The sequence below is a fragment of the Phytobacter sp. genome (assembly GCF_059074235.1).
Map to the genome: position 1 here is coordinate 981,034 of NZ_JCACPZ010000008.1, position 13,327 is coordinate 994,360.

Sequence of the window (13,327 nt, forward strand, 5' to 3'; positions counted from 1 at the left end):
CCCCTGCCCTCTCCCAAAGGGAGAGGGGGATTGACAATTATTCGTCTTCTAACAGCGCCTGGTATTCTGTTGCGCTCAGCAGCGCATCAGCTTCCGCTTCGTCACTGGCTTTGATTTTGAAAATCCAGCCTTCGCCGTACGGTTCGCTGTTCACTTGCTCCGGGGAGTCGCTCAGCGTTTCGTTGACGGCAACAATTTCACCACCGATTGGTGCGTAGATGTCGGAAGCCGCTTTTACCGATTCGGCAACGGCACAGTCATCACCAGCGGCGACAACCGAACCCACTTCAGGCAGATCGACAAACACCATATCGCCCAGCAGTTCCTGCGCGTGTTCGGTGATTCCGACGGTGTAAGAACCATCGGCCTCTTTGCGCAGCCACTCATGTTCTTTACTGTATTTCAGTTCTGCAGGTACGTTGCTCATCACTAAATCTCCAAATAAGAATAAATCACGCGACGGCTTTGCCAGCGCGTACAAAAACAGGTTTCGTCACTTTTACCGGCATTTCACGGTTACGGATCTGGACGATTGCCGTATCACCGATCCCTGCCGGAACGCGTGCCAGTGCAATACTGTAGCCAAGCGTAGGAGAGAAAGTACCGCTGGTGATCACACCTTCTTGTGGGTTGCCGTGGACATCCGTAAAACGTACCGGGAGTTCATTGCGCAGCACGCCTTTTTCGGTCATTACCAGACCGACCAGCTGTTCCGTGCCCTTCTCACGCTGGGCTTCAAGTGCTTCACGCCCAATGAAATCACGATCGGCGGGTTCCCAGGCGATGGTCCAGCCCATATTAGCGGCCAGCGGAGAAACGCCTTCATCCATCTCCTGACCGTATAAATTCATGCCGGCTTCCAGACGTAATGTGTCGCGAGCCCCCAGACCACACGGCTTAACGCCGGCAGCGACTAATGCCTGCCAGAAATCAGCCGCTTTCTCACTCGGCAGCGCGATTTCATATCCCGCTTCACCGGTATACCCGGTAGTCGCAATAAACAGGTCGCCGGATTCAACGCCAAAGAACGGCTTCATGCCTTCTACCGCCTGGCGCTGTTCATCGGTGAACAAGGTAGCGGCTTTGGCTTGGGCATTCGGCCCCTGGACCGCAATCAGCGACAGGTCGTCACGCACGGTGATGTCGATGGCGAAAGGTTCAGCGTGTTGGGAAATCCAGGAGAGGTCTTTTTCGCGAGTGGCGGAGTTTACAACGAGGCGGAAGAAGTCTTCGGTGAAGTAGTAGACGATGAGGTCATCAATCACACCACCGGAGGCATTGAGCATGCCGCTGTACAGCGCTTTACCCGGTTTGGTGAGTTTCGCGACGTCGTTTGCCAACAGATAACGCAAAAACTCCCGGGTACGGCTGCCGCGCAGATCGACAATCGTCATGTGCGAAACATCGAACATACCGGCATCGGTTCGCACCGCATGGTGCTCATCGATTTGCGAGCCATAGTGCAGTGGCATCATCCAGCCGTGGAAATCCACCATGCGGGCACCGCACAGCGTGTGTTGTTCATACAAAGGAGTCTGCTGAGCCATTTTTTCCTCGTCGAATAAGCGGGAAATTACGTTTTCTGTCGATGAAAAATTCACCTTCCGACAGTGCATCAACACCGATCCCGGCTGTCGACGCAAACGTTCACTTTCGCCTGAACTTATCACCGAAAGCGGCGCTTAACCATAAGAGAAAATGGGTCATCACATTAGCTTATGACCGTTTTCACCAAAAACACCTACAGAGCATTAATCCACGTAGAAAAGGAGAAGCAGCACAAACAAAACATCCCCAGCAGGATAAAGCCCCAAAATGCAGTTAATCCCTCTGCAAAAGAGATAGTTTTCCCGATACTAAAAAAACGAGAGATGAGAAAATCTAATCCGAAAAATACGGTGAAATTAGAATTTCTCAAATGAGGCGCTGCGGTCCCTTCCCGTCAATAGGAAGGGAAATGTGACGGAGTTAACGTAACCACTCCGGAAGGGAGTTTAAGCCCATGGCCTGACGTAACAGCTGTGGTTTAACGCCAGGAAGGGTGTCGGCCAGTTTGAGGCCAATGTCGCGCAGGAGCTTCTTCGCCGGATGGGTCCCGGTGAAGAGTTCACGGAAACCTTGCATCCCCGCCAGCATCATTGCCGCACTATGTTTACGGCTGCGCTCATAGCGACGCAGATACATATGTTGGCCGATGTCTTTTCCCTGGCTGTGCAGACGACGCAGCTCAGTAATCAGCTCCGCCGCATCCATAAAGCCGAGGTTAACCCCCTGCCCGGCAAGCGGATGGATGGTGTGCGCGGCATCACCCACCAGCGCCAGGCGGTGACCGGCAAACTGACGCGCATAGCGCCCGGTCAGCGGGTAAAGCTGACGTTCGCTTTCAACGCTGCACAACCCAAGGCGGTTATCAAACGCAACGCAAAGCGCCTGGTTGAACTCTTCATCACTGAGTTTCTGCATCCGATCGGCCTGTTCCGGCGGAAGGGACCAGACAATCGAGCAGAGATGCGGGTCAGCCAGCGGTAAAAAGGCCAGAATACTGTCGTCGTGGAAAGCCTGACGTGCGACCGCCTGATGGGGTTCCGCGGTACGAATAGTCGCCACCAGCGCATGGTGCCCGTAGTCCCAGAAGGTGAGCGGAATATCCGCCTTGTTACGCAACCAGGAATTCGCACCGTCTGCCCCTACTACCAGCCGGGCGGTCAGCATGCTGCCGTCCTGCAGGGTAATGAAGGCTTCATTCTCGCCCCATGCCACCTGTTGCAACGCCGCCGGAACGGTGAGCGTCACATCGGAACACTGCTGAACTTTTTCCCACAGCGCCTGCTGAATAACGCCGTTTTCGACGATATGCCCAAGATGGCTGTAGCCCAGACTGGCATCGTCAAAGACAATGCGACCAAAACTGTCTTTATCCCACACTTCCATCCCATGGTAACAACTCACGCGACGTGCGGTGATGGAGGACCAGACTCCGAGGCGGGCGAGCAGTTTTTCGCTGGCTGCGTTAATGGCAGAAACGCGAAGCTGCGGTGCGGCGTCATTGCGCACCAGTGCAGGAACCTGCTGTTCAAGCACAGCGACGCGCAGTCCACTGCCCTGCAATCCACACGCCAGTGCCAGCCCGACCATACCGCCGCCAACAATTGCCACATCAACACTTTGCACAGATTGCTCCTGAAGCCTGAATCAGGCCTTAACGCGCCACCCAACCCAGGGTGCGCTGCGCCAGCGCATCACGCGCCGGGGTAAATAATTCCATTGCCATCAGTCCGGCGTTACGCCCGACAACCAGCGGCGCCCAACGGTTGGCAAACAAGTGAACTAATCCGTCCGTCACGCCAATCGTCGCTTGCTTATCCGCATGACGACGATCGCGATAGCGAGTCAGAACCGAATAGCCGCCCACATCGCTTTGCGCAAACCAGGCTTCTGCCACGGTTTCAGCAAGGCTCATCACATCACGCATGCCAAGGTTAAAACCCTGTCCGGCAATAGGGTGCAGCGTTTGTGCAGCATTGCCCACCAGCACGGTGCGATGTGAAATGGGAGATGACGCAGTGGTTAACGCCAGTGGATAAGCGCTGCGCGTACCCGCATGGACGATTTTGCCCAGTCGCCAGCCAAAGGCCTTTTGCAACGCATGGCAAAATTTCTCATCGCTCCAGCTCAACACTGCGTCCTGTTTTTCCAACGGATGACACCAGACCAGCGAACAACGGCCCTGAGACATAGGTAACATTGCCAGCGGACCATAAGAGGTAAAGCGCTCGAAAGCACGCCCCTGATGCGCCACTGCCGTGGTGACATTGGCGATAATGGCGGCCTGTTGATAAGGCGATTGTTGCCAGTTAATCCCGCACTGCGCACCGAGAGCGGAACGCGAGCCGTCAGCTGCCACCAGCAAACTGCCGTGAATCACCTCACCGCTATCCAGCGTCACGCTGACCTGCTGTTCAGTGCGGGTAAAACTGCTCACCCGTGCCGGGCAATGTAACGTCACACCTGGCGCTTTTTGCAGGAGAGCAAACAGCGTGTGTCCGACATCGTGCAGCTCAACGACCTGACCAAGCGCGTCAATCCGGTAATCTTCTGCACTAAGGGTAACAAAGCCCGCATGGCCACGATCGCTGACATGGACGGTGGTAATCGGCGTGGCGTTTTTCGCAATATGCGGCCAGATACCAACACGCGCAAGCTGCTGGCAGGTGCCCGCCGCCAGCGCGATGGCGCGGGCATCAAAGCCAGGATGCCCGGCAGAATCCGGCACTGTGGCTTCTACCAGATGAACCGGCAGACGCCCTTTTGTTAATTGCGAGAGCGCCAGCGCAAGCGTCGCGCCCGCCATTCCGCCACCAACAATGATTACGCTCATGAGTGATCTGCCGCCGCCATTAACGCTTCAATGTCATCGGCATTTTTAACGACACTGGCGGTCAGGTTTTCATTGCCGTCTTCGGTAATCACAATGTCATCTTCAATGCGGATACCGATGCCTTTATAGGCCTCCGGCACATCCGCATCCGGCGAGATATAGAGACCCGGTTCAACCGTGATAACCATCCCCGGCTCCAGTACGCGCGAGCGATCCTGGCCGTAAACGCCAACATCATGCACATCCAGCCCCAGCCAATGGCTCAGACCGTGCATGAAGTAAGGGCGGTGCGCGTTCTCAGCGATAAGCGTCTCAACTTCGCCGTGCAGAATACCGAGCTTAACCAGCCCGGTAATCATTATCCGTACCACTTCACCGTTCACTTCCTGAATAGAAGTGCCAGGACGGAACAGGCGTAACGCCGTTTCCAGCGATTCCAGTACGATGTCATAGACTTCACGCTGCGCCGGGGTGAATTTACCGTTCACCGGGAAGGTTCGGGTGATGTCACCAGCGTATCCCAGGTATTCGCATCCGGCATCAATCAGCACCAGATCGCCGCCGCGCATTACACTTTCGTTCTCGGTGTAATGCAGAATGCAGCCATTTTCACCGGAACCAACGATGGTGTTATAAGACGGGAAACGTGCGCCGTGGCGATTAAACTCGTGCTGGATTTCACCTTCCAGTTGATATTCGAACATGCCCGGTTTGCAGGTCTGCATCGCTCGGGTATGGGCCAGCGCGGAGATCTCCCCGGCACGGCGCATCACGTCAATCTCTTCTGGTGATTTGAAAAGGCGCAGGTTATGAACGACAGGCCGCCAGTCGGTCAGTGTGCCTGGAGCGGTGAGATTCTGCCGGGAGCCTTTACGCAGCTTATCGAGGGCGGCAAAGACGATGTCATCGGCATAGCTGTATTCGCCCTGCGCGTGGTAGACCGTATCAAGCCCATTGAGCAATGCCGGGAGGTGCTTACCGATTTCCGGAAAAGGTAGTGCTCTGTCTACTGCCAGCTTTTCGGGTGCCGCGTCCTGGCCCAGACGGCGTCCAAACCAGATCTCTGCCGTTTTATCCCGGATACGGTTGAAGAGCACGCTGTGGTTATGAGTGTCATCACTTTTGATCAGCACCAGTACCGCTTCCGGCTCGTTAAAGCCGGTGAAATACCAAAAATCGCTGTTCTGACGATAGGGGTATTCGCTATCGGCACTGCGGGTTGTTTCCGGTGCAGCAAAGATAAGCGCCGCGCTGGCGGGTGCCATCTGCGCGAGCAACGCCTGACGGCGACGGAGAAACTCAGGCTGTGTCATGACACCTCCAGTAGACGAGACACATTAATGCAGGGTAGGTTTACGCACTTCAGGAGCAGTGGGTTGCTGGCGCGTGAACGAGTCATGGCACAGCAGCGCCGCAACACGCACGTACTCAATGATCTCTTCCAGAGACATTTCCAGCTCTTCTTGATCTTCATCTTCGTCGTAACCGAGCTGCGCGATATTACGTAAATCATCGATCGCTTCACCCGTTTCACCGGTCACTTTGTCCAGTTTTGGCTGCGTAACGCCAAGGCCCAGCAGGAAATGGTTCACCCAGCCAGCAAGGGCATCTGCGCGATCGAACACGCTGACGTCATCACCTGTTGGCAGGTAGAGCTGGAACAGAAAACCGTCATCTTCCAGTGAGTCACTGGTGGCAGCGTGCATGCTGCGCAGCACCTGAGCGAGTTCGTGACCAAATGCCAGACCTTCGTTGGTCAGGTCATGCAGCATCGGTTGCCAGGAGGTGTCATTGCTACCACCGCACAGCATCCCCGCAATCAGCCCATGCATTTCGGCGGGAAGTAACCCCACGCCCTGTTGATTGAGTAACTTACCAACATCGTTGTAACCAGGTATTTCGTTCTGTATAGACATTCGCATTCGTCGCCGTTGGGGAGAATATTCATGGTATGCTACCACTTTGGACCCTGGTGATATACCCGTCATGCTTCACGTTACATGCGTTTGCATGCACTTAAAGGTATAGCAAAGAGCTTGAATCCTCTCTCCAGGGTGGCTATAGTGACGCCCCTTCGCAGCCAGGACTCGGTTACGAAGGCAGAGCGCAGTCAAACAGCAGGAAGGTGGCATGTCTGCACAACCCGTCGATATCCAAATTTTTGGCCGTTCACTGCGAGTGAATTGCCCGCCTGAACAGCAAGATGCGTTGAATCAGGCCGCAGAGGATCTGAATCAGCGGTTGCAAGATCTGAAAGTTCGCACTAGAGTCACCAATACTGAGCAGTTAGTGTTTATCGCAGCGCTGAACATCAGCTATGAACTGGCTCAGGAAAAGACAAAAACCCGTGACTACGCCTCCAGCATGGAACAGCGTATTCGGATGCTCCAACAGACCATCGAACAGGCATTGCTTGATCAGGGTCGCATATCCGACAGACCGGGTCAGAAGTTTGAATAACACTTCAGGGTCAACTATGGTAGAGTGACCGTGAAGACAAAATTTCTCTGAGATGTTCGCAAGCGGGCCAGTCCCCTGAGCCGATATTTCATACCACAAGAATGTGGCGCTCCATGGTTGGTGAGCATGCTCGGTCCGTCCGAGAAGCCTTAAAGCTATGACGACACATTCACCTTGAACCAAGGGTTCAAGGGTTACAGCCTGCGGCGGCATCTCGGAGATTCCCTTCTTTTCTACCTTCTTCTGCCATGACACAACTCCCTGAAACTCCTACGTCCAGACAAGAAATCCGCAAACTGATACGGCAACGTCGCCGGGCACTGACATCCGATCAACAAACGCAATTTGCCCAACAAGCCGCCTCGCGTTTGATGGCTTATCCGCCCGTACTGCTGGCGCATACCGTCGCGGTCTTTCTCTCTTTTGATGGTGAACTGGATACCCAACCGCTTATTGAGCAGCTCTGGCGCAGCGGCAAACGTGTGTATCTCCCTGTATTGCATCCGTTCAGTCCGGGCAACCTGTTGTTCCTGCATTACCATCCGCAAAGCGAACTGGTGATTAATCGCCTGAAAATTCAGGAACCAAAGCTGGACGTGCGCGACGTGCTACCGCTCGATAAGCTGGATGTGCTGGTCACACCGCTCGTTGCCTTCGATGAACAGGGCCAACGGCTTGGCATGGGGGGAGGCTTTTACGATCGTACCTTGCAGAACTGGCGGCAGTACAATGTGCAGCCGGTTGGCCTGGCGCATGATTGTCAGCAGGTGGATGTATTGCCGGTCGAAGAGTGGGATATTCCGCTGCCTGCGGTTATCACGCCTTCGAAGGTGTGGGAATGGCCGCGCCGGTAACGCGCGACCTTCTATTACTTAGCAGGTAGTTGGCGAATCTGCCGGTTATGCCAACGGGCCAGCAAGAGCACCGTCGCGAGTGCGCCGAGTAACGCACATAGCATGTCAGATTGGGTATCCCAGGGATCGCCCTGGGTGCCAAGAAAATCATCCGCGCCCTGCCCCAGCGCCAGCGCCGCCCACCACTCAATCAGCTCATAGAATGCGCTTATCGCCAGTGCAATACAGCACACCACGAATGCGATCATTTTACGCCCCTGCACATAACCGCCACGGATAAGGATTTCCCGCGCCGCCAGCGCCGGGACCAGCCCCTGGAAAAAGTGGCCCAGCTTGTCGTAAGGGTTGCGACTCAGTCCCAGCCACGCCTGTACATCAAAACCTACAGGTACTTTGGCGTAGGTATACATTCCGCCAACAATCAGAATCAAAGCGTGAAAAAAAATCAGTGTATACAGCAATGGTGTCAGAGGATAACGCGGCTGGGTAAACAACAGTAACGGAACCACCACACAAACCGGGACGACCTCCATAAGCCAGGTCATTTTATCGGCAGTGTTGATTCCGGTATAAATAAGGATAAGCAGCAGGATAAATGCGCCGCCTTTTAGCATTGTACTTGTCATAAGATCCATCACAGAACAAGAAATAAGCGCATATAAGAACAGGCCGGACGAGGTTCCCCGTCCGGCTGCTGAGGATTAGTACAACATACGGGCGCGAATGGTGCCCTGAATGGCTTTCATGCTCTGCAGCGCTTTCTGCGCGACATCTTCTTCTGCTTCAATATCAATAACCACATAGCCCATAAACGGTGTGGTTTGCAGATACTGAGCGGCGATGTTGATGCCTTCGGCAGCAAAGATCTGGTTGATGGCGGTCAACACGCCCGGGCGGTTTTCGTGGATGTGCAGCAGACGACGACCACCGTGCAGCGGCAGCGACACTTCCGGGAAGTTAACCGCAGAGAGCGTAGAACCGTTGTCAGAGTACTTAATCAGCTTGCCCGCGACTTCCAGACCGATATTTTCCTGTGCTTCCTGCGTTGAACCACCAATATGCGGCGTCAGGATCACGTTATCGAACTCACAGAGCGGTGAATTGAACGGATCGCTATTGGTCGCAGGCTCCGTCGGGAAGACGTCGATAGCGGCACCAGCCAGATGTTTACGCTTCAGCGCATCGCATAGCGCCGGAATGTCTACCACTGTGCCACGTGCGGCGTTAATCAGCAGTGAGCCGGGTTTCATCAGCGCAATTTCTTCAGCACCCATCATGTTCTTAGTGGACGCGTTTTCTGGCACGTGCAGACTGACCACATCGCTCATATTTAGCAGATCGGACAGATGCTGTACCTGAGTAGCATTGCCCAACGGCAGTTTGCTTTCGATGTCGTAAAAATAGACATGCATGCCCAGTGATTCCGCCAGAATACCCAGCTGCGTGCCGATGTGGCCGTAACCGATAATACCGAGCTTTTTACCACGCGCTTCATAGGAGCCCGCAGCCAGTTTGTTCCAGATACCACGATGTGCTTTGGCGTTTGCTTCCGGAATACCGCGCATCAACAGCAACAGTTCACCGATCACCAGCTCTGCAACAGAACGGGTGTTCGAGAACGGGGCGTTAAATACCGGAATACCGCGTTTTGCCGCAGCGTCCAGGTCAACCTGGTTGGTGCCAATGCAGAAACAGCCGACCGCGACCAGTTTTTCTGCTGCAGCAATAATGTCTTCTGTGAGGTTGGTGCGGGATCGTAAACCGATAAAGTGGGCATCACGGATAGACTCTTTGAGCTGCTCGCTGTCCAGCGCGCCTTTGTGATACTCAATGTTGGTGTAACCTGCTGCACGAAGGCTATCGAGCGCTTTCTGATGCACCCCTTCGACGAGCAGAAATTTAATCTTGTCTTTCTCCAGTGATACCTTTGCCATTTACCCGACCCTGTTTTTTGTCATAACTGATGTTGTGTGGATATTCATCCGCTGCAGCCAACATATCAAAAAAAACTATTGCAGCAATATGAACGTTTGCGTTGGCCCCGTGAAGAAAAGTCATACAGCCACAAATGGCAGATGAATATGCTAAAAATGGCTAAGCGTGCGGCAGGAACATCAATAGGGCCTGATAAACGTGACAGAAGTCACCAAATTTGCATATCAAATATTTTTTTAATGGGGGAAGGCCTCCCCCACTCAGATCATTTTAGAATGGTTTTCACGCCATCAGCGCTGCCAATCAGTGCAACATCGGCACCACGGTTCGCAAACAGACCGACCGTCACCACACCCGGCAGGCCGTTAATGGTGTTTTCCAGTGCGACAGGATCGATGATTTCCAGACCGAATACATCCAGAATCACGTTACCATTATCGGTCACAACACCCTGACGGTATTCCGGACGGCCGCCCAGTTTCACCAGTTCACGGGCCACTGCGCTGCGCGCCATCGGGATCACTTCAACCGGCAGTGGGAAGGTCCCCAGAATATCGACCTGCTTGGACGAATCCGCAATACAGATAAATTTGTCCGCAACAGAAGCGATGATCTTTTCTCGGGTCAACGCTGCCCCACCGCCTTTGATCATCTGCATGTTGCCGTTGATCTCATCCGCACCGTCAACATAGATCCCCAGACGATCGACGTCATTAAGATCGAAGACCGTGATGCCCAGTTTTTTCAGTTTCTCGGTAGATGCATCCGAGCTGGAGACCGCACCTTCAATTTGCCCTTTCATGGTACCCAGCGCATCAATAAAATGTGCTGCGGTAGAACCCGTACCCACGCCTACGATAGTGCCTGGCTCGACATATTTGAGTGCTGCCCAGCCCACTGCCTTTTTCAGTTCATCCTGCGTCATGGTCGTTCGCCTGTGATGTGAATTTCAGGCGCATTATAGAGCATAGGGGGGCCAAAAGTCCCTGTGAGCCACGTCACATAACCGACAGACGTATTTTCGTCTGTAAGTCACAAACTTTTATGTCATAGTGCTGAGTAATTATTTTGCAGGAGTAAGTCAGAGCAATGAAACGTCCGGACTACAGAACGTTACAGGCACTTGATGCGGTCATTCGTGAACGTGGGTTTGAGCGCGCCGCGCAAAAGCTGTGTATCACTCAGTCCGCCGTATCGCAGCGTATTAAGCAACTCGAAAACATGTTTGGTCAGCCGCTGTTGGTGCGTACCGTACCGCCTCGCCCGACCGAGCAAGGGCAGAAACTGTTGGCACTGTTGCGTCAGGTTGAGCTGCTGGAAGACGAATGGCTGGGCGATGAACAGACAGGATCGACTCCCCTACTGCTTTCTCTTGCGGTGAACGCCGACAGTCTGGCGACCTGGTTACTGCCTGCTCTGGCCCCTGTTCTGGCCGATTCTCCGATTCGCCTGAACCTGCAGGTGGAAGATGAAACCCGAACCCAGGAACGCCTGCGTCGCGGTGAAGTGGTGGGGGCGGTAAGTATTCAACCACAGGCACTGCCAAGCTGTCTGGTTGATCAACTGGGTGCACTTGATTACCTGTTTGTTGGCTCAAAAGCCTTTGCTGAACGCTATTTCCCTAACGGTGTCACCCGCTCAGCCCTGCTCAAAGCCCCGGCAGTCGCCTTCGACCATCTCGACGACATGCATCAGGCCTTCTTGCAGCAGAACTTCGATTTGCCGCCAGGCAGCGTTCCCTGTCATATCGTTAACTCGTCCGAAGCATTCGTTCAACTGGCTCGTCAGGGCACGACCTGCTGTATGATCCCCCATCTGCAAATCGAAAAAGAACTGAATGCCGGTGAGTTAATCGACCTGACCCCTGGGTTACTTCAGCGTCGCATGCTCTACTGGCATCGTTTTGCGCCAGAAAGCCGCATGATGCGCAACGTCACAGATGCGCTGCTGGAATATGGTCACAAAGTATTAAGGCAGGATGTTTCCTGAAACCCTCTCCTCTGGGAGAGGGTGAAAGAAAGGACTTATTTTGCTGCGGCTTGCTGCCCGCCTTGTGCGGCGGCAGGCTCAAGCTGGAACACTACGTCAACCTGATCGGCAAACTGAATTGTTGGCTGCTCGTAGGTTTCTTGAGCTGAAACCGGTGCTGCATCTGCTTTCATCATTCGCACCATTGGCGACGGCTGATAGTTAGAGACATGGTAGCGTACGCTGTACACCGGCCCGACTTTGGCATTAAAGCCAGCGGCCAGTTGTTCGGCCTGATGAACTGCGTCATCAATCGCCGCTTTACGTGCTTTGTCTTTGTAAGATTCCGGTTGCGCAACGCCCAGTGAGACAGAGCGAATTTCATTCAGCCCCGCCTTCAGTGCACCATCGAGCAGTGAGTTAAGTTTTTCAAGATCGCGCAGAGTGACTTCAACGGTGCGCACCGCACGCCAGCCTTTCAGCACGCTTTTACCGTTCTGGTAATCGTAATCCGGTTGGGTACGCAGGTTTGCGGAGTCGATATCTTTCTTCGCGACACCGTTTTTATCGAGGAAGCTCAGATACTGGGCTACGCGCTCATCCGCTTGTTTCTTCGCAGACGCGGCATCTTTCGCCGAGATATTCACTTCAATTGCCAGAGTCGCAATATCCGGCACTGCGTCCACGCTGGCCGTTCCTGAGGTGACGATATGAGGTCCGTCAGGCAGTTCACTTGCCTGTACCGACATTGCACTTATTCCCACTAATGCCGCCAGGGCCATCACTTTGAATTTCACAGTTGCTCCTCCATGTTGCTTTTTACGTCCGAATAAAAACGGCACGCCTCGCTGCAAGAGTAGCGGGCTATGCCGATTTGTCCATCAGACTACACCGAGTTGAGCAATGCCTGAATGTGTTCCACGCCATCTTTCGCCAGCTGAATAGCAATCACCCACATGACCAGACCAACAATCAGGTTGATAATCCTCTGCGCTTTGGCTGTACGCAGGCGAGGTGCAAGCCAGGCCGCCAGAAGCGCAAGACCGAAGAACCAGATGATGGAGGCGCTGATCGTCCCCATCGCAAACCAGCGCTTCGGTTCCGCATCCAGTTGCCCGCCCAGGCTACCGAGTACCACAAACGTGTCGAGATAGACGTGCGGATTAAGCCAGGTCACTGCCAGCATGGTGGCGATAATTTTCCAGCGCCCCTGTTTCATCGCCTCTGCGGTGGTAAGTTCAATATTGTTGCTTAACGCCGTTTTAAAGGCACCAAAGCCGTACCACAACAAGAACGCCACTCCGCCCCAGGTAACAAGGGCCAGCAGCCATGGCGACTGCATGAGTAACGCACTGCCGCCAAAAATCCCGCCGCAGATGAGCAGTAAGTCGCTCAATGTGCACAGGAAAGCGGTCATCAGATGGTACTGTCGACGAATTCCCTGATTCATCACAAAGGCATTCTGTGGGCCTAAGGGCAGAATGAGTGCAGCCCCAAGAATAAGCCCTTGAAAATAATAAGCTATCACGATTAATTCCCAATTATCTGTTTCAGGAAGCTGACTATACCCGCTAAAAATTATTAGATGAAATTGAAATTATTAATCAGTAATAAGCCAGACTAATGCACGCCTGCACTTTCAGATTCCAACAACGCATTTTTGCTAAAGTGAGGGTGGTGTTTCATTGCCGATGTGCATTACTGGTCGCTTATATTTTTCGTTTAGGGACTT

At 53.7% G+C, this 13,327-nt stretch carries 14 protein-coding genes and 1 other RNA gene; 4 read left to right on the forward strand and 11 right to left on the reverse strand.

The annotated features are described in order from the left end of the window. Positions 1-37: 37 nt before the first annotated feature. The 6 genes from gcvH to AC5JPW_RS22520 form a co-directional block, all read right to left on the reverse strand. Entirely contained in the window at positions 38-427 is a 390-nt protein-coding gene (gene gcvH, locus AC5JPW_RS22495; RefSeq protein ID WP_494243290.1) for a glycine cleavage system protein GcvH, read from the reverse strand. Positions 428-452: 25 nt separating this feature from the next. Then, entirely contained in the window at positions 453-1,547 is a 1,095-nt protein-coding gene (gene gcvT / locus AC5JPW_RS22500) for a glycine cleavage system aminomethyltransferase GcvT (protein ID WP_494243291.1), read from the reverse strand. A gap of 421 nt (positions 1,548-1,968) precedes the next feature. Next, positions 1,969-3,171, reverse strand: coding sequence for an FAD-dependent 2-octaprenylphenol hydroxylase (gene ubiI, locus AC5JPW_RS22505; RefSeq protein WP_494243292.1), 1,203 nt, complete (start codon positions 3,169-3,171; stop codon positions 1,969-1,971). Between the two features lie 28 nt (positions 3,172-3,199). Next, positions 3,200-4,378, reverse strand: coding sequence for a 2-octaprenyl-6-methoxyphenyl hydroxylase (ubiH, locus tag AC5JPW_RS22510; protein ID WP_494243293.1), 1,179 nt, complete (start codon positions 4,376-4,378; stop codon positions 3,200-3,202). Continuing rightward, on the reverse strand, positions 4,375-5,691 hold the full coding sequence (gene pepP / locus AC5JPW_RS22515) for a Xaa-Pro aminopeptidase (RefSeq protein ID WP_494243294.1): 1,317 nt from the start codon (positions 5,689-5,691) through the stop codon (positions 4,375-4,377). The genes ubiH and pepP overlap by 4 nt, the downstream gene beginning before the upstream one ends. Before the next feature lie 24 nt (positions 5,692-5,715). Beyond that, entirely contained in the window at positions 5,716-6,294 is a 579-nt protein-coding gene (locus AC5JPW_RS22520; protein ID WP_494243295.1) for a YecA/YgfB family protein, read from the reverse strand. 214 nt (positions 6,295-6,508) lie between these two features. On the opposite strand from AC5JPW_RS22520, the gene zapA reads away from it, so the two are divergent. The 3 genes from zapA (at position 6,509) to AC5JPW_RS22535 (ending at position 7,692) form a co-directional block, all read left to right on the forward strand. Next, positions 6,509-6,838: a cell division protein ZapA gene (gene zapA / locus AC5JPW_RS22525; RefSeq protein ID WP_437433959.1), complete on the forward strand. Its 330-nt coding sequence runs from the start codon at positions 6,509-6,511 to the stop codon at positions 6,836-6,838. A 41-nt stretch (positions 6,839-6,879) separates the two neighbouring features. Further along, positions 6,880-7,063, forward strand: a non-coding RNA gene (gene ssrS / locus AC5JPW_RS22530) — 6S RNA. 23 nt (positions 7,064-7,086) lie between these two features. After that, on the forward strand, positions 7,087-7,692 hold the full coding sequence (locus tag AC5JPW_RS22535; protein WP_494243296.1) for a 5-formyltetrahydrofolate cyclo-ligase: 606 nt from the start codon (positions 7,087-7,089) through the stop codon (positions 7,690-7,692). Positions 7,693-7,706: 14 nt separating this feature from the next. On the opposite strand, the gene AC5JPW_RS22540 is transcribed toward AC5JPW_RS22535, so the two are convergent. From AC5JPW_RS22540 to rpiA, 3 genes are all read right to left on the reverse strand, one after another. Then, positions 7,707-8,318, reverse strand: a complete 612-nt coding sequence (locus AC5JPW_RS22540; RefSeq protein ID WP_494243297.1) for a DUF2238 domain-containing protein — start codon at positions 8,316-8,318, stop codon at positions 7,707-7,709. 75 nt (positions 8,319-8,393) lie between these two features. Further along, complete coding sequence (serA, locus tag AC5JPW_RS22545) at positions 8,394-9,626, reverse strand: phosphoglycerate dehydrogenase (RefSeq protein ID WP_494243298.1); 1,233 nt, start codon at positions 9,624-9,626, stop codon at positions 8,394-8,396. 266 nt (positions 9,627-9,892) lie between these two features. Next, positions 9,893-10,552: a ribose-5-phosphate isomerase RpiA gene (gene rpiA, locus AC5JPW_RS22550; protein WP_494243299.1), complete on the reverse strand. Its 660-nt coding sequence runs from the start codon at positions 10,550-10,552 to the stop codon at positions 9,893-9,895. Positions 10,553-10,716: 164 nt separating this feature from the next. On the opposite strand from rpiA, the gene argP reads away from it, so the two are divergent. Further along, entirely contained in the window at positions 10,717-11,616 is a 900-nt protein-coding gene (argP, locus tag AC5JPW_RS22555; RefSeq protein WP_494243300.1) for a DNA-binding transcriptional regulator ArgP, read from the forward strand. A 35-nt stretch (positions 11,617-11,651) separates the two neighbouring features. Here argP and AC5JPW_RS22560 read toward each other — a convergent pair whose 3' ends face one another. After that, on the reverse strand, positions 11,652-12,392 hold the full coding sequence (locus AC5JPW_RS22560) for an oxidative stress defense protein (RefSeq protein ID WP_494243301.1): 741 nt from the start codon (positions 12,390-12,392) through the stop codon (positions 11,652-11,654). Positions 12,393-12,481: 89 nt separating this feature from the next. After that, positions 12,482-13,123: an arginine exporter ArgO gene (argO, locus tag AC5JPW_RS22565; protein ID WP_494243302.1), complete on the reverse strand. Its 642-nt coding sequence runs from the start codon at positions 13,121-13,123 to the stop codon at positions 12,482-12,484. Positions 13,124-13,327 lie beyond the last annotated feature (204 nt).

What these genes read in the sequence shown, in the direction of transcription:
- zapA (WP_437433959.1), top strand. Translation starts at nt 6,509, where the DNA reads ATGTCTGCACAACCCGTCGATATCCAAATTTTTGGCCGTTCACTGCGA.
- AC5JPW_RS22520 (WP_494243295.1), bottom strand. Translation starts at nt 6,294, where the DNA reads ATGTCTATACAGAACGAAATACCTGGTTACAACGATGTTGGTAAGTTA.
- AC5JPW_RS22535 (WP_494243296.1), top strand. Translation starts at nt 7,087, where the DNA reads ATGACACAACTCCCTGAAACTCCTACGTCCAGACAAGAAATCCGCAAA.
- pepP (WP_494243294.1), bottom strand. Translation starts at nt 5,691, where the DNA reads ATGACACAGCCTGAGTTTCTCCGTCGCCGTCAGGCGTTGCTCGCGCAG.
- serA (WP_494243298.1), bottom strand. Translation starts at nt 9,626, where the DNA reads ATGGCAAAGGTATCACTGGAGAAAGACAAGATTAAATTTCTGCTCGTC.
- argP (WP_494243300.1), top strand. Translation starts at nt 10,717, where the DNA reads ATGAAACGTCCGGACTACAGAACGTTACAGGCACTTGATGCGGTCATT.
- AC5JPW_RS22540 (WP_494243297.1), bottom strand. Translation starts at nt 8,318, where the DNA reads ATGACAAGTACAATGCTAAAAGGCGGCGCATTTATCCTGCTGCTTATC.
- gcvH (WP_494243290.1), bottom strand. Translation starts at nt 427, where the DNA reads ATGAGCAACGTACCTGCAGAACTGAAATACAGTAAAGAACATGAGTGG.
- ubiH (WP_494243293.1), bottom strand. Translation starts at nt 4,378, where the DNA reads ATGAGCGTAATCATTGTTGGTGGCGGAATGGCGGGCGCGACGCTTGCG.
- rpiA (WP_494243299.1), bottom strand. Translation starts at nt 10,552, where the DNA reads ATGACGCAGGATGAACTGAAAAAGGCAGTGGGCTGGGCAGCACTCAAA.
- gcvT (WP_494243291.1), bottom strand. Translation starts at nt 1,547, where the DNA reads ATGGCTCAGCAGACTCCTTTGTATGAACAACACACGCTGTGCGGTGCC.